The organism is Flavobacteriales bacterium (genome assembly GCA_019694795.1).
GTDB lineage: Bacteria > Bacteroidota > Bacteroidia > Flavobacteriales_D > UBA2798 > UBA2798.
This window is the reverse complement of record JAIBBF010000002.1, coordinates 116,228-137,827: the sequence shown is the minus strand read 5'-3', so window position 1 is coordinate 137,827 and position 21,600 is coordinate 116,228. Positions and strand designations below refer to the sequence as shown.

The following is a 21,600-nucleotide window of genomic DNA, read 5'->3' as shown; positions in this document are numbered from 1 at the left end:
GAAAATGTATATTTGCAAAAAGCTTTCTTATGAAACTGGTATTAATAACGATTGGATTGATGGTTTTTGCATTTGCAGGAATCGCTGTGAAATTGCTTTTGAAAAAAGACGGAAAGTTTGCCGGTACCTGTGCCAGTAATAATCCGGTATTGCGCGAAGAGGGTGTTAGTTGTTCCATTTGCGGAGCAAAACCCGAAGAGCAATGTCAGCGTGAAGATTAATTTTCTTCGTCGATTTTCTCTTTTATTCCTTCCGAAATCCAGGTTTTAAATTCGCCTTTTTCATCGGAGAAGATGAGATATACATCCAGTTTTAAATCCGGATTTTTCTTTAAAAATTCTTTCGTTTTTTCAACGCCCATTACCATAAATGCCGTGGCATAAGCATCTGCCGTGCCGCAATCGGATGCAAAAACTGAAGCGCTTAACAAGGTATGTTGCACCGGATATCCGGTAGAAGGATCGATGGTGTGCGAATATTTTATTCCGTCTTTTTCATAAAACTTCCTGTAATTTCCGGAAGTGGCCAGGGCACGGTTTTCCAAATGAACCACAGCTTGCAATTCGCGATCGGTATTGTTGTCCTTCGGCTTATCAATGCCAATGGTCCACCACTCTCCTTGTGCATTTTTTCCTTTCGCTACCACTTCCCCGCCGATTTCCACCATGTAATGTTCGATGTTGTTTTTGGTTAACAATTCTGCAATCACATCCACACTGTATCCCTGAGCCACCGCATTAAAATCCAATTGCAAATCAAAATCGGCAACGGCATATACAAATCCCGCTCCAACCAGTTGCACCATGTTAAACGAAATATGCTGCATCAGTGAATCGATTTTTAGCGAATCAATTTGCTCCGGGTGTTCCGATTTACGTGCAAATCCCCAATATTTTACCAATGGCATTACAGCAGGATTAAAAGCGCCGTTTGTGCGTTGAAAAACTTCTTTCGATAATTTAAACACCGATGGGAAATAAATGGAAGAGGAATCGATATATCGGGTGGAAAGGGATTGACGGTTAAATTTACAGAGCTCAGATGAATCGACCCATAATGATAATTCCTGATCAATGTTCACCAGAATATCCATCACCTCGCGTGATAAATCGAGTGAATCTTTACTCAGGTATTTTACGGTAAAGGTGGTGCCTTGCGCTTCGCCGTGTAATTCATAGGGAATTAATTCCTGCTTTTTTTCGTTTGATCCGCCACATCCATACAGCAGGAAAAATGCAAAAAGTAGTGCAAAATAATTTTTCATTTTATTTCAATTTCAAACGCAAATAATCGGGCTCAGGCCTATTTTCCAAATGGGATGGCCAGCTTCTTTTTAAAACAATGGTATTCGAATTCTCCCAACGTAATCCGTAAGGTTCCCAGTGCGATAATTCCAATTCCCAGGCTTTCACCCATTTTTCTTTTTCGCGTTTAAACAGGACCAATCCGTTAAAACTGTACATCGCGGTTAAATCGGCACCGGATGCCATTAAAAGTTTTGCATCGGGAGATAAAACGGGATATCCATAACAATCGTGGTGATCGCCCGTGTTCAAATCATAAAATTCAAATCCCATTCCTTCGTAATAATACTTTTTCACCAAGGCCAGATCGCCTTGTATTCCGAAAAACACATGCACCAAATATTCATCGAGCATATCATCGCGTTGATCCTTTAAATAAAAATCACCTTTTTCCGTGTGAATTTGTAAGGTCAGACTATCCTTTCGCGAAACTCTTCCGTTAAAATGCGATTTGTAAAAATCCTCTTCGTTCTCCACATCCGAAGGTGGTGTATCGTATGGCGCGTCGACTTTTTTATAATCAGCCTCCGAAATTTTTTCCCAGGTGAAATAGCGCTCCACTTCAGCCATGGTGCTATCCTGTTGCACCGTTAACGAATCGGTGTTTTCCTTTTGTTGTTCTTTGCTTTCTTCGGTGCTGCATGCTGTAAAAACGACAGCGAAAAAAACGGTGAAATTTAGAACAGATTTTTTCATGCGCTTAGATTGATTTCATATCCCGATTGGTTCCGGATATTGGTGACTATTCCATTTTCAAACAAGAGGTATTGTCCTTTAATTCCTTTTAACGTCCCTCCAATAGTTCCCGCTTTCTCCAATGAAACGCTTTTTACTTTTTGCGGAAATTCGATAACTGGAAAATGAATTTCGGTAATGGAATTGTCGGGGAAAATATAGGGACGAAGATGCTCGGGCATTAATGCTGCAGCTGCCGATTTTCGCTCGCTTAAATCAATTCCCTGCGCAATTTCATTTTTCAACATGCGCTGCCAATTGGTTTTATCAGGCAGATAATTTTTTAAAAATACCTCTATTTCTCCGGCAAGTTGGCGGTAAGGAACTTCAGCAAGAATAATTGCAGCAGAAGCTCCCTGGTCGATCCACCGCGTTGGGATTTGTGTATTGCGGGTTACTCCCACTTTTACGTCGGAACTCAAAGCTAGATAAACATAATGCGGTTGCACATGATTCTTTTTCTCCCATTCGGGGTCACGCCCTTCACCGAGGTGACCTTTACATAATTCCGGTTTAACAATGCATTCTGAATTTTCGGGCGAATTCATAAAACAGGGATAACAAAATCCTTGTCCGAATGACTTATTCGTTTTTCGTCCGCATACCGTACAAAAGATCGATCCGGTAGCTTGCAGTTGAATGGATTTCCCAATGAATTCGTTCATCGGAATTTCATCCTTACCCAATTGCAAAAAATAATGCACACGGTCCTTTAACTCCGTACGCATTTTATCTAAGGTTCCTGTAATTTCCATGAGTGCCGCAATTTAATACAAAAGCCGACTCCAAACCTTAATTTTTCATTTTATTCCGCTTAGAAAAGAGGTTACCATTGTACTTTTTCTTATTTTTCCGACATGCCGTTCAACTCCATTTTTTCCTGGCTCATCAAGAAACGAATGCATCAAATCGATTTGTTTCTTAAATACCCTATTGAGGTACAGCAGGAGTGGTTCGAAAAATTAATTCATACGGCCAAGGACACCGAATTTGGGAAAATGCATCATTTTGCATCGATAAATTCCTATGAAAGATTTAAGCAAGAGGTTCCTTTACAAAATTATGAGGACCTTAAACCTTATGTTGACCGCCTGGTAAATGGCGAACAAAATTTATTGTGGCCAACGGAAATAAAGTGGTTTGCCAAATCTTCGGGTACCACTTCAGAAAAAAGCAAGTTTATTCCCGTGAGTAAAGAAGCATTGGAGGATTGTCACTATAAAGGCGGCAAAGATCTTCTGTCGATTTACGTTCACAATCACCCTAACCGGAAATTGTACAAGGGAAAAACGCTCATTGTAGGGGGAAGTGCGCAGGTAAATTATCTCAATGAAGATTCCTATTTCGGCGATTTATCGGCCATCATTTTAAAAAATCTTCCCTTTTGGGTAGAGTTCCGCAGAACGCCGAGCCGCGAAATTGCGCTGATGGAAAACTGGGAAGATAAAATTGAAAAAATGGCTCGTTCTACCATGGACGAAGATGTATATATTATTGCAGGTGTTCCTTCCTGGACCCTTGTTTTAATGCGACGTATTCTGGAGATAAAAGGCAAGGATAACATTGCCGATGTATGGCCTCGACTGGAACTATTCATGCATGGCGGTGTAAGTTTTGCACCCTACAAAGAACAATTCAAAGCCATCATCCGAAAGGATGAAATGAATTATGTGGAGACCTACAATGCCTCTGAAGGATTTTTTGGCATACAAGACACAACGGATAAGGAAGAGATGTTACTGATGCTGGATTATGGTGTTTTTTATGAGTTTATTCCAATGGAAGATTTCGGTAAAGAGCATCCGAATGTCATTCACCTGAAAGATGTAGAAATCGGAAAAAATTATGCACTGGTTATTTCCACCAATGCAGGTTTATGGCGATATGTCATTGGCGATACACTTAAATTCACTTCTACTTATCCCTATCGCTTTGTAATAACAGGAAGAACCAAACAATTCATCAATGCCTTTGGTGAAGAGTTGATCGTTGAAAATGCCGAAAAAGCCATTGCGATTGCCTCAGAGCGCACCCATTGCATGGTGAAGGATTTTACTGCCGCTCCGATTTATATGCAGGGAAATGAAGCGGGGGGACATGAATGGGTGGTTGAATTTGAAAAAGCGCCTGAGAATTTATCCTTCTTCGCGGAAGTTTTGGATAATGCGCTAAAATCCCTCAATTCCGATTACGAAGCCAAACGTTCAAAAAACCTGAATCTTCGTCCACCCCTCCTCCACGCGGCGGCGAATGGCACATTTTATGCATGGTTAAAATCGAAAAACAAATTGGGAGGTCAACATAAAATCCCCCGTTTGTGCAACGACCGAAAAGTGATGGAAGAAGTTTTAAGTATCATGAAGCAATGATGAATATTTTTTTCATAGCATCCCTTTTTCTGAGTTCACCCGACAGTGCTACTACGGTGCAATTAATACGGGAAGTCCACATTCACAATACGGGCATGACCACCGACAACCTGGGGAATTGTTATGTATTGAACAAAGATCAGATTACCAAATTCAATGCAAAAGGCGATTCTTTATCCACCCAAAGTTATAAATGGCTGGGATGGATCAGTTCCATGGATGCCTCGAACGGATTGCGCTTATTATTGTTTTACCGCGACCTTAATCAGATTGCCATTTTAGATAATACACTCAGCATTCAGGGTGAACCGGTAAAACTTGAAAAACTCGGATTGCAATTTGCGCGACTCGTCTGTCAGAGTCCGAACAACAACAGCCTTTGGTTTTACGATACCGACGAATTCAGTTTAAAACGATTCGATCATAATTTCAAACTCATTCGTAATTCGGGAAACATCACCCAGGTGACAGGACAGGACCTCGATCCGAACTTCATGACGGAGTACAATAACATGCTTTATCTGAACAATCCCGAAAGCGGAATTTTGGTTTTTGATCAGTTCGGAACCTACTTCAAAACCATACCTGTAAAAGGTCTCGACTATTTTCAGGTTGTTGATAATTTTATTTTTTACCTCTCCGGCGATCAGCTGATGCGCTATGATATGCTCTCATTCGAACAGCGCGAAATCCTTCTACCTATTAAGAAAATCAAGACTTTCCGAATAGAGGGCAAGCAACTCTACCTGCTGGGTGAGGATGGATTGGGGATCTATTTTCATTAAAAAAATCCATCCTTTTAAATTTATTTTTCCTGATTGTATTGAGGGATTATTTCTTATTTTCGGTCAATAATAAAATTTTTAACCTATGCATATCGCCATTGCTGGTAACATCGGTTCCGGAAAGACCACCCTCACTACTTTATTGGCCAACCATTATAAATGGGAAGCGCATTATGAGGACGTATCCACCAATCCCTACATCAACGATTTTTACGAGGATATGCAACGCTGGTCCTTCAATCTTCAGATTTACTTTTTGAATAACCGATTCCAGCAAATCCTCGACATTCATCGTAATCAGAAAAACATTATTCAGGACCGTACCATTTATGAGGATGCCTACATCTTTGCACCCAATCTTCATTCCATGGGCCTTATGACCTCGCGCGATTTCGAAAATTATTTTTCGCTGTTCTCGCATATGGAATCGTTTGTTGCTGCTCCTGATTTACTTATTTATTTACGCTCCAGTGTACCCACGCTGGTGAATCACATTCAGGCACGCGGACGCGAATATGAAGAAAGCATTCGTCTGGACTACCTCAAGCGTTTGAACGAACGTTACGAAGCCTGGATTTCGCAATACGATAAAGGAAAATTGTTGGTGATTGATGTCGACAATAATAAATTCCATTCCTCCAAAGAAGATCTTGGATTAATCATCCGCAGCATTGATGCTGAAATGGGAAGTGGATTATTTACCGAGATTCCTGAAAAAGAAAAGAAAAAAGCAAAAAGCAAATAAGCTGTAACTTTTATACCCCATTACTTGTTTTACGACCGTATGAGATTAAAATCTACGGTCGTTTTTATTTTAATTGGCTTGATTTATCCTTTGTCGGGTCATTGCTCACAGAGGTTGACTACCAATTACCATTTGCAACAAAAACCGGAGTATTTGCCCGAAGAAAAATACAAATGGCCCTATTTAGGAATTATTCCTGCATACATTGGTATTAACGGTTCTTTTGAAAGTTTCAGATCACCACTGTATAGTGTGGGATTAAGCTATAATCTATTTTCATTCCCTATTTATACATCATTTAACGAACCAAGGGCAGCCTTTTGCGGAATTGAAGGAAGATATAAATTTAACCAAAACAATCAGGTGAGTGGGTGGGACATTAATTTAATTGCGAGGTCGCGAATAGGAATTGGGACAACTTATGGTTCTTTAAAACACGAGGGAAATCAAACAAATTATTTTGGAATCATATTCTCAGTCGGAACAACATTTTTTAATGTGGCTATTATGCATAGATTTTTCAACTGGGAAAAAAATAAAATACCGGAACTTCATCATACCGTTTTAATGGTGAATTTTTTAATTCCGGGGATAAGAATTTCGAAAAACGAATAGTATTATAATATCATTCTTGAAGCCATACATTTATCAAGAATCAATTATCTTAAATTAAATTTGAATAAAATGGGATTCCACCCGAAGGTCGTTTTTATTTTATTCTTCATGGTCATTCATTCTACCCTGTATTCGCAGAGTGATACATTAAAGGATGAGAACGGCGATCGTTATATCTTACACACCGAAAACTTTAGTTATAAATGGCCCTATGTAGACGGACATGTCCCCTCCTTCATAGGTATTTCCGGTTCGGTGGAAAGTTTCAAATACCCGGTTTACAGCATTGGGATTGCTTATTCTGTTATGGAAATGTTTGAGTATTCAAAATTTTTTGGAATCATCGCCAATTATAAGACTGATAAAACTACCAATATAAGGGGTTGGGATTTAAGCCTTATTTTATACAATCTATGGGGAATGGGGCTAACTTATGGTCGCTTGTATTATTTGGAAAACAGCACCGGATATTTGGGCCTCCGAATTGGCACCGGGGCATCTTTAATAAATCTTTCCATTACTCATCGGTTTTTCAATTGGGAAAAAAATAAAATACCCGATTTACATCATACTGCATTTGACTTAAACCTAATTATTCCAGTAGCAAGGTTAAGTCCCAGACAATCCTTTTATTCCAGAAAAAAATACATCGATGAATATTAATTACCGGAAAGCGATTGTTGAATGCGATCAATGCTTGAACGAAGATCATCCGGCACTCTGACTTTCTCATTGTTTTTATAATTAAACATAACAATGACATCTTCTGCCTCAGCGCAAAGTTTTCCCGTGGAATCGATTATTCGGTGACGAATGGTGAAGGAAGTATTCCCTACCTGCGCCACACCCGCTTCTATGATAAATGAACCGGGATAATGAAGCGGTGCTTTAAAATCGCATTTGCAGGATACGAGCATTGGACCAATACCTTCGTTCATGTGCTCATCAATAACACCTGTTTTCTCCCAATAATTCACTCTCGAAGCCTGCACATATTTAAAATATGAAACGTTGTTGACGTGACCAAATAAATCCATTTCACTCCAGTCGATACGTAGTTCCAGTTTTACGGGATAATGGATCATTTGCGAAAAATTTTAAATAGGGTTCGGAAAATAATTTTTAGGTCGGTCAACATCCCCTGCTCCCGAATATACTTGAGATTCAATTCTAACTTGGCCGGCATAATTTCATCAATATAGGTCCTTTCCGGATCGGCGGATTTACCTAACAGTTCATTTTCATTGATGTATTCCAGCGAAGCGAAATCGGTTAAACCGGGACGAACACTTAATACTTTTTTTTGTTCCTGCGAATAAAGATTGACGTAACGCGGAACTTCGGGGCGTGGTCCTACAATACTCATATCGCCCTTAATAATATTAATCAACTGCGGGAATTCATCGAGTTTGTACTTACGGATAAATGCACCAACCCGGGTGATGCGGCTATCTTTTTTTCCAACTGTTAGTTCTCCTTTTTTATCGGCATGGCTAACCATGGAACGAAATTTATACAAACCAAATTCCCTACCGTTTCTTCCAACACGAATCTGGCGATAGAAAACACCACCACGACTGTCGACCACAATTGCAATCGCCAGCAAAATAAAAAACGGTGAGAGCACTAAAAGCACCACCAGTGATGAAACAATATCGAAAATACGCTTCACGAATTCAATATGCGATTAACGGATTCTTTCACTGCGCTAATTACGCGTTGTACATTTTCATCGCTCAACTGATAATAGAGAGGCAACGTAATTTCGCGGGAATAATTATCGTAGGCTACGGGATAATCTTCCATTTTAAAACCGTAATTCTTGTAAAAACTCAGTAAGGGCAGTGGAATAAAATGGACATTCACACTAATATCATGATTAAAAATCTCATCGATAATTTTATCTCTTTGTTCTTCGCTTACACCTTTTAATCGCAATGGATATAAATGGTAACTCGACTCGCGGTTTTCATCGTGATGCATGGGAATCTGAGCCCATTTTTCATTGGCAAATGTATCATTGTACATCTGTACAATTTGCTTGCGCCGAACTAAATTATCATTATCATAACGCTCCAACTCCACCAATCCGATAGCGGCCTGAATATCCATCATATTGCATTTGTATCCGGGCTCAATAATATCATAGCGCCATCCGCCTTTTTGCGTTTTTGCTAATGCGTCTTTATTCTGACCATGCAATGTTTTTATGCAGAGGTATTTGTAAATCGCTTCGTTATCGAATGGCTCAGGAAAATTTAAAGCTACCGCACCACCTTCTGCCGTGGTAAGATTTTTCACGGCGTGAAATGAAAATACAGCTACATCACAGAGTGAACCGGTCCGTTTCCCTTTGTAAACTGCGCCAATGGAATGAGCAGCGTCACTCAAGACCATGATGCGTCCCAACCGCTGCTGAATATCGTTGGCGGGACGAAATTTCAATACCATTTCTTTGCTGTTCACCAATTGCATAATGGCATCCATATCGCAAGGCATCCCTGCAAAATCGACCGGCATAATCACTTTGGTACGATCTGTAATGGCTGCACGAATGGCATTGATGGAAATATTAAAATCATCCGGATTGGTATCCACCAATACAGGTCGCGCACCTACATGCATGCATACATTGGCAGTGGCCGAATAGGTATAGGCAGGAACAATCACTTCATCGCCCTCTCCAACACCAAACCAGCGAAGCATAATTTCCAATCCAGCCGTTGCGGAATTCAAACACAATGTGGATTTACTCCCGGTATATTCCGTGAGTTTTTTCTCGAATAATTTTGTTTTCGGTCCGGTAGTGATCCATCCCGATAATAAAACTTCAGTCACCGCCTCGGTGATTTTTTCGTCCATCCGCGGAGGAGAAAATGGAAGTAAACTCATATCATTCTAAATTTTTATCACTATTCATTTCTTCTTCGCTCAATTTATGTTTGAGCAGAAAACTATATAACACAGCAAAAAACACAACCCCACCCTGCACTTCAAACATCGATTCAACAAGTAAATTCAAACTCACCAACAACAGAAAAAACACCACTAATCCTACTCTTCGCTTCAGCGCAAAAAACAAAGGATAAATAAAAACCAAAAGTAAAACCAATAAACCGGTCCACCCCAAAGCAATGGTACTCTGCTTAAACTGCGAGTGCGCATTCAACGAACGATCCAGCGCACCGGTCATTCCTCTTTCTTTGTATTTTTCTTCCAATGAAGGATACACATCACCTGTGCCAACGCCGAATGGATGTTCCGCAATAATTTCATCCGAAACGATCCAGATCATTCTTCGTACTGCATTACTTTCGGTACTGGCTGCAGATTGTGCAAATAATTCTTCTTCGCTTAATTCCCGGTTATTCATGGCCGCTTTAAAGCGCTCCAATGGCAAGGGAGAAATAAAATTTAAAACGAAAAAGGACAAGATCAAAAACAATACTCCCCCAATAAGGAGTTTCCATTTTCCGGTCTTGAATACATAACTCAGACCTAAAAACAAAAACAGAAAAACCAATCCCAGTAATCCCGCTTTACTCGCCAATAACACGATAAAGACAATTCCTGTTAATTGCGCAAAGAGAAATAACAGGAATGCAGAAGATTTGAGTGGAGGACCCGAAAACAAATACTCGAAACACAACCAGGCCATGGCCATTAATACATACATGGCATTATAGCTGGGATGTAATTCGTAAGAAAATGCGGATGAATAAAAACAATCGCGCGCACCGGTTTCGGAATAACAAGGAATGGCTTGGGAAAAAGATAAAATAAGATTGATGAAAATTCCCAATGAAAAAATGAGGGGGAAAGTTCGTTGTTGGGCCTTGCTAAACGCAGGAAGAAAAGTAAACAGGACAGGCAAAAAGAAAAAGGCCAGTTTTCGTTCAATGGATGCAGAACCTAAATCCATGTGTTCGGTCCAGATCAATCCCAGCACATAAAACAAAAACAATCCGGGAAGCAGGAAACTACGTTTTAAAAAACTTGAGTCAAACCGAAATTGACGGATTTCGAAAAAGGATAATAATATAAATAACAATACCGCTGCAGGAACAAGGGAAGGTTGAATGGGAATAAGCAAAAGGAGAATGGAGAATCCCCAGAATGCAGGACTTCCAAAACCTTTTTCTATTTCATTCACTTTTTTCATTTCATTTTTTCAATCAGCTTCGTTCTAAAACCTTCAGCAATCTTATCCAAATCGAAATACTCCGAAACATAACGATGTCCGTTTTCTCCCAGTTCTTTTACCAAATGCGGATTTGAAATCAGGAGTTCCACTTTAGCCGCAAGGTCTTCGTCATTATCCGGTTCAAAATACAATCCGCCTTTTCCCTTTTCGATAAATAATTCTCTGGCCTCACCATCTACACCCAACAGAATTGGTTTTTTCATGGCGAGATTTTCAAATAATTTAGAAGGAATTGCTCCCAGAAATAAATCAAGTTTTCGCAATGGAATAACCGCTGCATCCGCTGCACTTACCACGGCAGGCATTTTCGCTTTCGGAACAGGATCCAGAAACAGAACATTGTCCAAATGCATTTCCTGTTTTAGCGCGAGTAATCGCTCTTTTTCGGGACCAGAACCCAATAGAACGAATTTCACCTGCTGATGTGTCTTTAATCGCTCTGCAGCTTTCAAAAGAATATCCAATCCCTGCGCATAACCAATAATCCCCGCATACAACAAAACAAAATCATCTGCTTTTAATCCGATTTCTGTTCTCCAGCTTTTCGCTTCGTTTTCCTGTGGTACAAACAAACGGACATTGACGCCATTGGGCAACCACACCACATCCTTTTTTGGAAAACGCTTCTGAATATCTTTTACGATACCCTGAGTTTGTCCACTCACCAGCCATGAACGGCGATATAAAAAGGCCTCCAGTTTATAACTTCCCCACAACAATAATTTATTATTTACGAGTCCAAGTTTCTCCGCACTCTCCGGCCACAGATCGCTGACGTTAAAAATCATTTTCGATCGTTTAAAGAGGGACAATAACCAGGCTGTTTTTCCAAGGAATAAAGGCGGACTCTCCACCAATAAAATATCCTGTTTGCGAATCCTGAATAAACCCACCCAGAATGCAGAAAAAACAAATGAATAGTAATTTAAAAGTCGGCGGACAATACTCTTTTTATTCGAAACATAAATCCAGCTGCGGTGAACAGTTAAACCTTTGATTTCTTCTTTCACCCGCCATTTTCCTTTGTACCCTTCATGAATTTCCATCTTCGGATAATTCGGCATTGCCGTTAAAATGGTTACCTCATCACCTTTTTCTTTTAAACGAATAGCTAATTCGTACAAGCGGTTTTGCGGTGCTCCAACTTCGGGCGGAAAATATTGCGTTAAAATCAAAATCTTCATCTCGAAATCAATTTTTGATATTCGGCAATCATTTCATTAAGGTTCTTTTCCCAGTTGTAGGTCGACTCCACATACTCTCTTCCGCGAACACCCAATTGATTTCGTAACGACTCATTTTCCGCCAGCTTCTCCATGAGTTCAGATACTTTTTTAATCATCATTGGTTCCACCAGATAACCGGTGTAGTTATCCGTTACCACTTCTTTGAGTCCTCCCACATTAGAAACGATAACCGGCTTTTCGCAGGAAGATGCCTCGAGAACGGAAACTCCGAAACTTTCGTAGTGACTCAAATTCACGAACACATCAATTTCGCGATGAACATCCGGTACATTCTGATGTGGAACTTTACCAATGAATTTCACAAAATTTTCAATACCGTCCGACTGAACCTGTCGCATTAACGCTCGTCGCATCGATCCATCACCGGCAATCAATAAACGGGCAGGAATATCCGGCCGGCGACGTTTCATCATTCCAAATGCGGCAATGGTAGCGTCAATTCCGTAAATGGTTTCTAATGCTTTTACGGTTCCTATTACCACTTCTTTTTGGGTAAAGTGATTGCGGACTTTTCCCGGATGAAAACGATCTGTATCTATTCCGAATGGAATTATCGTATTTTTTTTATTCCAGATAACTTCGAGTATCTGCGATAAAAATTTACTGGTGGCAAAAACGGCATCCGCTGCAGCAAGATTTTTCCGCATAATGGAACGGCGAAACGCTCCATGTGGGAAATGGGTGATATCACTTCCCCATACGGAAATACAAAATGGATGAAAATTTAATTTTCTTCCAATCATTCCATAGGAACTGGCATAATGGGAATGTAGGATCTGCGGTTGAAATTCTTTTAATGCTTTCTCCGCGTCTTTGTGCGCAAAGAAATACGCAAACTTTCCGCCTCCTGCACGTTCTTGTCCGAATACTTCAATTTGATGTTTGGTGTACCAATCTTCTTTCGCTTTGGCGAGGGACCACAACCCAATCTTCATTCCTTTAGAAGAAAGTCCGATGGCCCAGCGCTGAACATGTGCCGAATTAATATCTCCAAGTAAAAGAATCTTCATATGCTCATGTCCTTTTTCCAAATATAACGGTTCAACCGCCCGAATGAATAAATATAAGCTTTTGCTTTGGCATTTCGTTTTAAAGGATAAATCAATCCGAAACCGATTATCCGGCTGATGCAATGCAAATAGATAATCAGGGTCAACACCACAAATGAAACCATGCTTCGATGTTTTCGCGTAAACTTTAAACGACTGATCAGTTGATTACTGATTACCCGATTATAATTCGATTTGGAGGATTGTCCACCAATATGCACAATCTCGGGTTCATGAAAATAAATTACTTTTTTTCCGGATGATCTAACCCGGTAACAAAAATCGGTATCCTCCATCCAAAACAAATTCGGATCCAATCCGCCTACTTCATCAAATACTTTTCTCGAAAACAACATCGCTGCACCTGAAACATTTTCCACTTCAGCATCACGCTGATACATTTCTTCAGGATATTGCGTAATGTGAAATAAACGGTGCAGATAAAACAACTCCAATAATGAATCCATTACGCCGGGTGTTTTCCATGCAGAGATTTGGAGCGACTGATCTGTATTTAGCAATTTACAGGCCGATAATCCGGCTTGCTTTTCAATGTGTAAGTTCAACCAATCGATCAAGGCAGGTTGTTTTACGATGGTATCGGGATTCAGCAATAAAATATATTCTCCTTTCCCTTTTTGCATGGCCAGATTATTGGCAGGAGAAAAACCAATGTTTGCGCCGGAAGAAATAAATTCAACACGGGGAAATTCAGATTGAATCATTTCTGCTGTTCCATCCGAAGAGGCATTGTCGACCACATAAATGGTAAATCCGGAAGGTAAATCAGCTATGGAATGCAAACAATCCTTTAAAACGGATTTCACATTATAACTTACAATAACTACATCAACCGTAGCGCTGGTTTCCATTCTAGAAAATGAGTTCCTGCAAATATACCAATACCGATAGAAATCCCTACTTTTGGACAATGAATCGGCAGATTAAAATCGGATTTCTCACCACAACCGACCCGAACGACAAACGTTCCTGGTCCGGAATCCATTTTGCAATGCTGAACGAGTTAAAAAAACGATACGAACAAATCATCGTTTTTGGTCCACTCGATGGCGGAAACGCTTTAAAAATGGGCAAAATCCGCAATCGCTTATCACACCGCATTTTAAAGAAGAGGTATGATTATTCGCATTCCGTATCGCTCAGTAAAAAATATGCGGCACAGGTGATGGAAAAGATCAATCGCTATCAACCCGATTTGCTCATCGCACCTTCGGGATCTTCCATCATTGCGCATTTACCGGCTTCAATCCCGGTCATTCTGCTTTCCGACACAACCCTGGCGAATATGGTTGACTATTATCCGGCCTACTCCAATCTATCGCTCAACTCGAAAAATCAATCGCTCGAAACTGAAACATTCGCCATTCAAAAATCGGCTTTTGCGGTTTTTCCTTCTGAATGGGCACGCTCATCAGCGATAAAAGATCATGGAGGAAAAGCGGAAAAAATGAAATTGATTCCATTTGGACCAAATTTTTCGAATGGTCCAACCAGAGAAATGGCATTGGCAGAAAAGAAAAATGATGTATTGAAATTATTATTTCTGGGAGTGGATTGGCATCGCAAAGGCGGAGATTTGGTAATGGAAAGTTTTCGTCTCCTCCAGAAAAAAAACATCCCTGTACATTTAACCATTGTCGGATGTAATCCTCCATTTTCAGAAGAGAAACATATTCGTATCATTCCTTTCATCAACAAAAATGATGCAGCAGGAGAACAACAAATCATTCAGCTTTTACTGGAATCGCATGTGCTCTTTCTTCCATCCAAAGCAGAATGCTACGGAATTGTGTTTGTAGAAGCAGCTGCCTGCGGAACACCATCTCTTGCACGAAATACAGGGGGCATTTCAGGAGCAGTCATTCAAAATGAAAATGGAATTCTCCTTCCGGAATCAGCCACAGCAAAGGAATATGCAGATCAATTAGAATACTGGTATCATCATCCTTCCGAATATCGTCAAATTCAGGAAAAATCCAGAATGCTTTTTGAAAAAAGTCACAATTGGTCGCACTGGGGTGATGCGATGGAGCAATTGATCAGGCTTTCATTGGAGAAAGGTAATTCCTGAATTTTTCTTTGTTCGCCACAATATACGTTGGCCAACTGGCATCCAGGTCAATAAACCGATAACGAAATCCTCTTCCGAAAATATCTTCCCCATTGGCAATGGCCGACTTTATCCGTTCAGGATCTTTATACTCTGGTTTGTTGTATTCCGAATGCGCAAATGCTTCCAGCTTATGGATAATTTTATCCACTCCTCCCAAATAAGAAAAATGCCAACCCGCATCCTGAATAAAACGAATTTTCCATCCTTTCATGTTTACATGCCGGAATAAATAAAAGGTGTAGTAAATCCGATGCAATGGACGAGGCGTAAACTTAGCCAGCATTTTCATTCCGATTTCGCGGTAATCCTGAATCGGACGATTTAAATCTTCATAGTTAAACATGATGGTTCCATTCCACATGTATTGTTTCGCACCGACTTCAGTTGCATTAATGCAATTGAGATAATAATAATACATCCGTTGACGGAAAATGCGGGTCCCCTTTAATTTTGCCGCTTCAGCGATTTTTTCGGGACGAGGAATTTCATCGACATCCGAAACCATGATCACGTCTCCGCTCTTGCAATCTTTTAATCCATTGGCGATGGAATTACGCTGATGTTTTTCATATACCCAGGCAGAATCATCTGTACGTTCCGGATACTGGTCCACCACCACATGAATTAGTTTTGGAAGGAATTTTTCAAAGCGCGCTTTGTTTTCCGCAAAATGTAAAGGTTTAGGTTTTCCCTGATGCGTTAAAGTAGCCTCCACTAAAACAAAACGATCTACATAAGCATCCAATTCGTTTAAGCGGATTTCGAGTAAATCCAATTCATTAAAAAAGGTAAAACAATCGTAAATCATTGCAGTAAACGCATTAATTTATAAATGATATAAAAAGGGAACAACACGATTAAATGAAGAATCAAAAGAAAAATAAACAAGGATTTTCTTTCGTTCAAAATCAGCTTTTCTTCATTCCGAAAAATTTTATCGGTGAACACAATCGAAAAACGCATCCAAATTCCCGGTTTTAAGGAAAGAGCAACAGCAGGCGATTGAAGAAGTGTTTGCAAAACCGGAAGATAAAATTTCTTCATGGTCGATTGATCCTTACTTAATCCATTCGGATTAACCCGTACGGCACTCATTGCGCGGACATCAGGTAAAAAACGAATTTCCGCACCGCGCGATAAGATCCTCAACCAAAATTCCCAGTCCTCCACACTCCGGAATTCCTCTCTGAATAAACCTGATTCAAGCATTGTATTTTTCCGGATCAATAAGGTATTCATCCTGAAAACATTTCCACGCAATAAAACAGGGACCACAAGATGACCGGATCCGTTCACACGTTCATGAACGGTATATTCTCCTTTAGACGAAAAATCGGCATGGTCGGTAAAATGGAAAAAATCGGAATAAACGATATCCACATTCGGATTTGCCAATAAAAATTGCAGTTGAATTTCAATTTTATCCGGAGCAATTAAATCATCCGCATCTAAAAATTGAATCCACTCCCCTTTCGCTTTTCGAATACCTAAATTTCGCGCAGCCGATACACCTGCATTGGAAATTGTTTTTAAATACTGAAATCGTCCATCACGTTGAATAAACGATTGTACAATGGATGCTGTATTATCCGTTGAGCAATCATCCACCACAATGCATTCCCAATCCGCATAAGTCTGATTCAGAACTGCCGTTAATGCCTCCGAAATAAATGAACCGTAATTATATGTTGGAATGATTACCGAAACCATATTAAGCCCTCCATTTGGAATACATACGGAAGAAAAAAAGCAGGAAACCTGACATGTACCGGTCTTGTACCAATTTTCTCTCGGCTGCAATTTGTGTTTTACGCGCCGGATTAGAACTTAAACCGGTCGTGTCGAATTTAGATATGGTTACATCCACATAACTCAATTTCGCTTTAAACTTTAAAATTTCACGACAGAAAAAATCATAATCCGCAACGATTTTTAACGACTCATCATACCCTCCATGCTTGCTGAATAAGGAGGTACGGATAAACGAAACGGGATGCCACAAGGTATCTTTGTACAATTGTTTGATACCGATTTTCGAAGGCATTTTTCCCAAACGTTCGGAACCATCTTCGGCAACAATCAGCATGTTCCCGTATATAATATCAGCAGCTTGCTCCACCGAAAATACGCGCTCCAAAACATCATCAGCAGCGAAGACATCCCCAGAATTCAGGAAGAGTACATAGTCTCCCTTTGCATGTTGCCAGCCTTTATTTTGAGCATGATAAATCCCTTTATCCTTTTCAGAAACAAAAAAACCAATTCTGCTTTTGTACGAATCAACACATTCCGCACTTCCATCCGTCGATCCCCCGTCAATAATCACCATTTCCATATCAGGGAAGCTTTGGCGATAAACAGAATCAAGGGTTTTAATCAATCCTGCTTTATTGTTATAATTGATGGTTACGATAGAAACTTTCATGCATCTACTCCTTTCCTGTAAAGAGAAATGAAAGCATCAGCGATGAGCGATTGACCAAAACGCAATTTTGCATCCGCCGCTATTTGTGCTCTGGAAAAATTGGTGGTCAATACTTGTTCAATGGCACCACCTAATGCAACTGCATTTTTCTCCTTCACTAAAACGCCATTCCCCGAATTAATTTGCTCCGGAATTCCACCTACTTCAAAAGCAACGCAGGGCGTTCCACAGCATAAAGCCTCCGCAATGGTATTCGGAAAATTCTCCGCCATCGAAGGTAAAACAAATACATCCGCCATCGAATACAATGCAGCCATGGTCGATTCATCCTGCACATAACCCAATTGATAAAATCCGGGGATGGACGATAATTCTTCGGAAGGATAACCTACCGAACATAAAACCACTTCTTCGCGATTCATGCTTTGAAATGCTTCCAATAAAAAGGGAATTCCTTTACGGATATTGTTAACATGATGCGCTACAAACAAAATAACTTTTTTCCCTTGCGACCAGGAATATTTTTTGCGCATTTCTTCCACATCCACCGGATGAAAAACCGAATTGTTTACACCATTCGCAATGGTAATATGGTTAAAGCTTGAGAACAGTTTAGAACTTTGCGATAATTGAGTTAACCAATGCGAGGGAGCAGTAATAGTTAATTGCGAATTTTTTATATCTGAAACGGACTTCGCTTTATAACTCCAGATCGCGTGAGAAATACCGGGATCAATGGTCCCTTTTAGTTGCGGACAAATCGAACAGTTCGACTGAAAAAGTGTACAATCATCGGCATGGTGACAACCACCGGTAAATGGATTCATATCGTGAAGCGTCCATATTAGCGGTTTTTGACAAGCAGAAAAAAATGTTGACCAATTCAGCATTCCTTCACTCACCCAATGAAGATGGATGATATCAGCGGACATGACCAAAGGATGACGTTCCAAGCGGGTCAATCCATCGGGAAAAGAAAAATTCTCAAAACCGGTGCCGCGTCCCTTTAAATATTTTTTCCCTTTACGATCATGCGCAGGCTGGTAAATTCTAAACTTACGTTTTACTTTAATAATGAAATCCTTTAACCAACCAAGTGGTGCAATCATTACATCCTTATTGGCATAGGTTACATGATTTGGAAGGGTTGGTCCAAACTGATAAAGCGTAAGCAAATGCGAATCCACATTTTTTTCCAGCAATGATAAATGAAGACGTACAGCAGCTATTCCTGCACCTCCTCTATCGCTGGTACTTATGTGGACAATCTTCATCAGAAAAATGTAACTAAATGACGTTTAAATTCCTCCAGATTCCAATCGCGTACAAGATGTCGGGGAAAGGCAAATGGATTTGATTTTCTATTGGCAAACTTCGGAAAATTAGCTGCTACCATTTTAAATCCTGCTTTACGGCAAATACGAATGGTGTCTTCCGTAAAATCAAGTTTTGTTCCAAAAGGGTAAGAAAAATGTTCAATGCTGCAATTCAGTTGCTGCTCTAAAATAGATTTGGAACGAAGAATTTCCTGCTCCTGTTCTTCCACATTTAATTTTCCAAGCGAAGGGTGTAAATGCGTATGCGCACCAATAACTGCAGAAGCTGATTGATGCATGGCTTTTAATTCATCCCAACGCATGGCACGGTGTGATGGTCGACCATCATTATTGTGAAATACTTCAGCTAAGTGCTTTATTTTTTGTTCTCTTGTTTCTGATGGGAGTCGACGCAAAACCGGCAATAAGGATTCATAAAGTAGATGACGATCTCCATTTAAGTCAAAAGAAACACCGCCCGCTTCAAGCATCATTTTTTCTGAAGGTTGTTTTCCGTATAGTACAATCCGCTCTACGGCATCCCACCAATATTCATTGCTCGTATTAAGTGTACCGGTAGAAATGTAAAATAGCGCTTGCAATTGGTGTTTTTCCAGAATAGGAAGAGCTTCCAGATAATTATCGGCATATCCGTCATCGAAAGTGAGCACTACCGATTTTGCAGGAAACCGTTTTTTACTCAGTAAAATTTCCGAAAATTCCTCAATGGGTAATACGCGGTAATTATTTTTTAAATAATTCAATTGCTCATCGAAATGTTGTGGACTAACCGAAAGCAATTGCGGATCCGATTCCAGTTGTGTCGCCCGGTGATATAACAACACGGCACAAGATCCATTCATTGAACGATCGATTTTTTTATCGATGTTCAACAACATGTTTTTTATTTTCGATTTAAATACGCTCATTGATAGCGTGAATATCTAACTGTATATCCATTTCTAAATCTGCCGGCAATCCTAAAAAAGGATGATGAGCAATATGTCCGATTGTTTTTAACTGATACCTGAATCCCAATTCAGCCAGTAATCCCAGTAATTGATCCAATTGCTGCGGACGATTCTGAAAGGAATGGTATTCCACATACAAATACTTTATTTTCTTCAGGGAATCACCACAATCCTTCAACACCTCCACTTCAGCTCCTTCGATATCCATTTTTAAAACATCCACCCGTTCAAAACCGCCTAAAACATCTTTTAAGCGGACAGATGGAACTTTCTGACTATTTTTTTCATGATAAACCGAACCACCATCGGCACCTTCACCTCCAAAATTCACTCCATCATTATTTATCCAAACCGCCTTTTCGTGAACCTTGGCAGTAGTGACCTGATTGGAGGATAAATTGTTTTTTAAACAATTCAACACGCGGTTCTCCGGTTCAAAACAATGCAATTGTGCCTGCGGAAATAAGCGACTAAAATAAAGAGCGGCAATTCCCACATTGGCTCCACAATCCAAAATAACTGGAGAAGGATTTTTCGATTCAAACTTCAATCGTTCTTCACCAAATATTTCAGCAATTTGCCAGGCCACAGAAAGAAAATCGCTCACCTCAATATTCATACCCCGATACGTAAAGCGATGAGGCGTAAAGCGGGGAAATTGATTTGCATCACGGAGTAAAATTGCTTCTTCCGTGGGTTTCCCATGCAACAGTCTTCTTACAACAGATTTCATATCGCTTTTACAGTTTTATTTCGGTACCAATTCCTGAATGAAAAAGGCAATCGTTTCCACACCCAGAGTTTCCAACCGCTAAATCCGTTGGTGTCGGAAAAATTAGCTAACAAAAATTTTTTCCAGTAACCGAATGCCTTCAAATTCTCTTCTACGGAAATGGGTTTTAACGCAATAGGTTCCTGTGCTAATCCTAAAGTCGCATTATAATCACGATCGTTGGTTTCATGAGTAGCCCCTTCTCCAAATCCTTCATGGCGCGATAAACTTCTGGAAGGATAAATAGAGTACATATCTTCTAAAATAGCCGTAGCGGTCCAGCGAATGGCCCAGCTATCTACTTTTCCTTCGCATTGCTTCTTCAGCATGTCGGAGAAATAAGAAATGGAACGGTCGCCATTAAACCGTTGCATCAAATTTTTCGCTTGTAATTCTTCCATGGCTTTGGCGCCGTCTGATCTGAATTTCGACCAGGACCGTTTCCAGGTTGCCCAGGCAATACTATCGGGATACCGAAGAAAAAAGGAATCATCAGCAATTTTTCCATCCGCAAAATAATTCCAGGAACCCACAGCTAACACACGGTCAGAAGAAGCATACATGTTCAATGCGTCATTCATGAAACGAAGAAAATACTTCGATAAACGAACATCATCTTCCACCACAATAACCGATTCATGGGTATTCAGCAACATCGAAACACCTTCCATAACCGAAGTAGCTAATCCTTTATTTGATTCCGCAGCGATTACCTGTGTTTTTCCGCACCAGTTTCTGGAGGAAGCAATTTTTTTTACCTGATCAATGGCAGCGCGTTCGGCAGGACCCGCCTGTGCTTTGGGACCATCACAAAAAATAAAAAGTTCGGTGTTGGCCGACTCAGCATTCCCGGAAAGCGACACAAGTGTTTGCTCAAGCAAATCGGGTCGCTTATAGGCAAAAACAATAACCGGTGCCAAAGAATTCAT

Annotated in this window: 24 protein-coding genes; 7 read left to right on the top strand and 17 right to left on the bottom strand. The window is 40.2% G+C overall.

Going from position 1 to position 21,600, the window contains the following annotated elements; translation table 11 throughout:
- Positions 1-29 precede the first annotated feature (29 nt).
- The gene (locus K1X56_02015; GenBank protein ID MBX7093467.1) at positions 30-221 is read left to right on the top strand and encodes a membrane or secreted protein; all 192 of its coding nucleotides are present in this window, start codon (positions 30-32) and stop codon (positions 219-221) included.
- Here K1X56_02015 and K1X56_02010 read toward each other — a convergent pair.
- Genes K1X56_02010 through K1X56_02000 form a run of 3 tightly spaced genes read right to left on the bottom strand, consistent with a single transcriptional unit; the run spans position 218 to position 2,794 of the window.
- The gene (locus K1X56_02010) at positions 218-1,264 is read right to left on the bottom strand and encodes an FAD:protein FMN transferase (protein MBX7093466.1); all 1,047 of its coding nucleotides are present in this window, start codon (positions 1,262-1,264) and stop codon (positions 218-220) included. The genes K1X56_02015 and K1X56_02010 overlap by 4 nt on opposite strands.
- 1 nt (position 1,265) lies before the next feature.
- The gene (locus K1X56_02005) at positions 1,266-2,000 is read right to left on the bottom strand and encodes a hypothetical protein (protein ID MBX7093465.1); all 735 of its coding nucleotides are present in this window, start codon (positions 1,998-2,000) and stop codon (positions 1,266-1,268) included.
- On the bottom strand, positions 1,997-2,794 hold the full coding sequence (locus K1X56_02000; GenBank protein MBX7093464.1) for a DUF2797 domain-containing protein: 798 nt from the start codon (positions 2,792-2,794) through the stop codon (positions 1,997-1,999). Before K1X56_02000 ends, K1X56_02005 begins: the two co-directional genes overlap by 4 nt.
- A 102-nt stretch (positions 2,795-2,896) precedes the next feature.
- Here K1X56_02000 and K1X56_01995 point away from each other — a divergent pair, with 102 nt between their 5' ends.
- From K1X56_01995 to K1X56_01975, 5 genes are all read left to right on the top strand, one after another.
- A complete protein-coding gene (locus K1X56_01995; GenBank protein ID MBX7093463.1) occupies positions 2,897-4,408 on the top strand; it encodes a GH3 auxin-responsive promoter family protein in 1,512 nt (503 codons plus the stop codon).
- On the top strand, positions 4,357-5,193 hold the full coding sequence (locus K1X56_01990) for a hypothetical protein (protein ID MBX7093462.1): 837 nt from the start codon (positions 4,357-4,359) through the stop codon (positions 5,191-5,193). Before K1X56_01995 ends, K1X56_01990 begins: the two co-directional genes overlap by 52 nt.
- Positions 5,194-5,278: 85 nt before the next feature.
- Entirely contained in the window at positions 5,279-5,938 is a 660-nt protein-coding gene (locus K1X56_01985; GenBank protein ID MBX7093461.1) for a deoxynucleoside kinase, read from the top strand.
- 39 nt (positions 5,939-5,977) lie between these two features.
- A complete protein-coding gene (locus K1X56_01980) occupies positions 5,978-6,553 on the top strand; it encodes a hypothetical protein (protein ID MBX7093460.1) in 576 nt (191 codons plus the stop codon).
- Positions 6,554-6,622: 69 nt separating this feature from the next.
- Complete coding sequence (locus K1X56_01975) at positions 6,623-7,216, top strand: hypothetical protein (GenBank protein ID MBX7093459.1); 594 nt, start codon at positions 6,623-6,625, stop codon at positions 7,214-7,216.
- Here the strand turns inward: K1X56_01975 and K1X56_01970 are convergent.
- The 7 genes from K1X56_01970 to K1X56_01940 are packed head-to-tail and all read right to left on the bottom strand — an operon-like array spanning position 7,213 to position 13,925.
- Complete coding sequence (locus tag K1X56_01970; GenBank protein MBX7093458.1) at positions 7,213-7,638, bottom strand: acyl-CoA thioesterase; 426 nt, start codon at positions 7,636-7,638, stop codon at positions 7,213-7,215. The genes K1X56_01975 and K1X56_01970 overlap by 4 nt on opposite strands.
- Positions 7,635-8,225 (bottom strand): sugar transferase, encoded by a 591-nt coding sequence (locus K1X56_01965; GenBank protein ID MBX7093457.1) that lies wholly within the window; start codon positions 8,223-8,225, stop codon positions 7,635-7,637. The genes K1X56_01970 and K1X56_01965 overlap by 4 nt, the downstream gene beginning before the upstream one ends.
- Positions 8,222-9,445, bottom strand: coding sequence for a DegT/DnrJ/EryC1/StrS aminotransferase family protein (locus K1X56_01960; GenBank protein ID MBX7093456.1), 1,224 nt, complete (start codon positions 9,443-9,445; stop codon positions 8,222-8,224). Before K1X56_01960 ends, K1X56_01965 begins: the two co-directional genes overlap by 4 nt.
- A gap of 1 nt (position 9,446) precedes the next feature.
- A complete protein-coding gene (locus K1X56_01955) occupies positions 9,447-10,715 on the bottom strand; it encodes an O-antigen ligase family protein (GenBank protein ID MBX7093455.1) in 1,269 nt (422 codons plus the stop codon).
- The gene (locus tag K1X56_01950) at positions 10,712-11,941 is read right to left on the bottom strand and encodes a glycosyltransferase family 4 protein (protein MBX7093454.1); all 1,230 of its coding nucleotides are present in this window, start codon (positions 11,939-11,941) and stop codon (positions 10,712-10,714) included. Before K1X56_01950 ends, K1X56_01955 begins: the two co-directional genes overlap by 4 nt.
- A complete protein-coding gene (locus K1X56_01945) occupies positions 11,938-13,014 on the bottom strand; it encodes a glycosyltransferase (protein ID MBX7093453.1) in 1,077 nt (358 codons plus the stop codon). Before K1X56_01945 ends, K1X56_01950 begins: the two co-directional genes overlap by 4 nt.
- A complete protein-coding gene (locus tag K1X56_01940) occupies positions 13,011-13,925 on the bottom strand; it encodes a glycosyltransferase family 2 protein (protein MBX7093452.1) in 915 nt (304 codons plus the stop codon). The genes K1X56_01945 and K1X56_01940 overlap by 4 nt, the downstream gene beginning before the upstream one ends.
- Before the next feature lie 59 nt (positions 13,926-13,984).
- Between K1X56_01940 and K1X56_01935 the strand changes: the two genes are divergently transcribed.
- Positions 13,985-15,145: a glycosyltransferase family 4 protein gene (locus K1X56_01935; GenBank protein ID MBX7093451.1), complete on the top strand. Its 1,161-nt coding sequence runs from the start codon at positions 13,985-13,987 to the stop codon at positions 15,143-15,145.
- Here K1X56_01935 and K1X56_01930 read toward each other — a convergent pair.
- The 7 genes from K1X56_01930 to K1X56_01900 are packed head-to-tail and all read right to left on the bottom strand — an operon-like array spanning position 15,114 to position 21,600.
- Complete coding sequence (locus tag K1X56_01930) at positions 15,114-15,995, bottom strand: hypothetical protein (GenBank protein MBX7093450.1); 882 nt, start codon at positions 15,993-15,995, stop codon at positions 15,114-15,116. The two genes, K1X56_01935 and K1X56_01930, sit on opposite strands and share 32 nt — an antisense overlap.
- A complete protein-coding gene (locus tag K1X56_01925) occupies positions 15,992-16,897 on the bottom strand; it encodes a glycosyltransferase (GenBank protein ID MBX7093449.1) in 906 nt (301 codons plus the stop codon). The genes K1X56_01930 and K1X56_01925 overlap by 4 nt, the downstream gene beginning before the upstream one ends.
- A gap of 1 nt (position 16,898) precedes the next feature.
- Positions 16,899-17,612: a glycosyltransferase gene (locus K1X56_01920; GenBank protein MBX7093448.1), complete on the bottom strand. Its 714-nt coding sequence runs from the start codon at positions 17,610-17,612 to the stop codon at positions 16,899-16,901.
- On the bottom strand, positions 17,609-18,886 hold the full coding sequence (locus K1X56_01915) for a glycosyltransferase (GenBank protein MBX7093447.1): 1,278 nt from the start codon (positions 18,884-18,886) through the stop codon (positions 17,609-17,611). Before K1X56_01915 ends, K1X56_01920 begins: the two co-directional genes overlap by 4 nt.
- Complete coding sequence (locus K1X56_01910) at positions 18,886-19,857, bottom strand: polysaccharide deacetylase family protein (protein ID MBX7093446.1); 972 nt, start codon at positions 19,855-19,857, stop codon at positions 18,886-18,888. Before K1X56_01910 ends, K1X56_01915 begins: the two co-directional genes overlap by 1 nt.
- Entirely contained in the window at positions 19,844-20,632 is a 789-nt protein-coding gene (locus K1X56_01905; GenBank protein ID MBX7093445.1) for an FkbM family methyltransferase, read from the bottom strand. The genes K1X56_01910 and K1X56_01905 overlap by 14 nt, the downstream gene beginning before the upstream one ends.
- Positions 20,629-21,600: a hypothetical protein gene (locus tag K1X56_01900; protein MBX7093444.1), complete on the bottom strand. Its 972-nt coding sequence runs from the start codon at positions 21,598-21,600 to the stop codon at positions 20,629-20,631. The genes K1X56_01905 and K1X56_01900 overlap by 4 nt, the downstream gene beginning before the upstream one ends.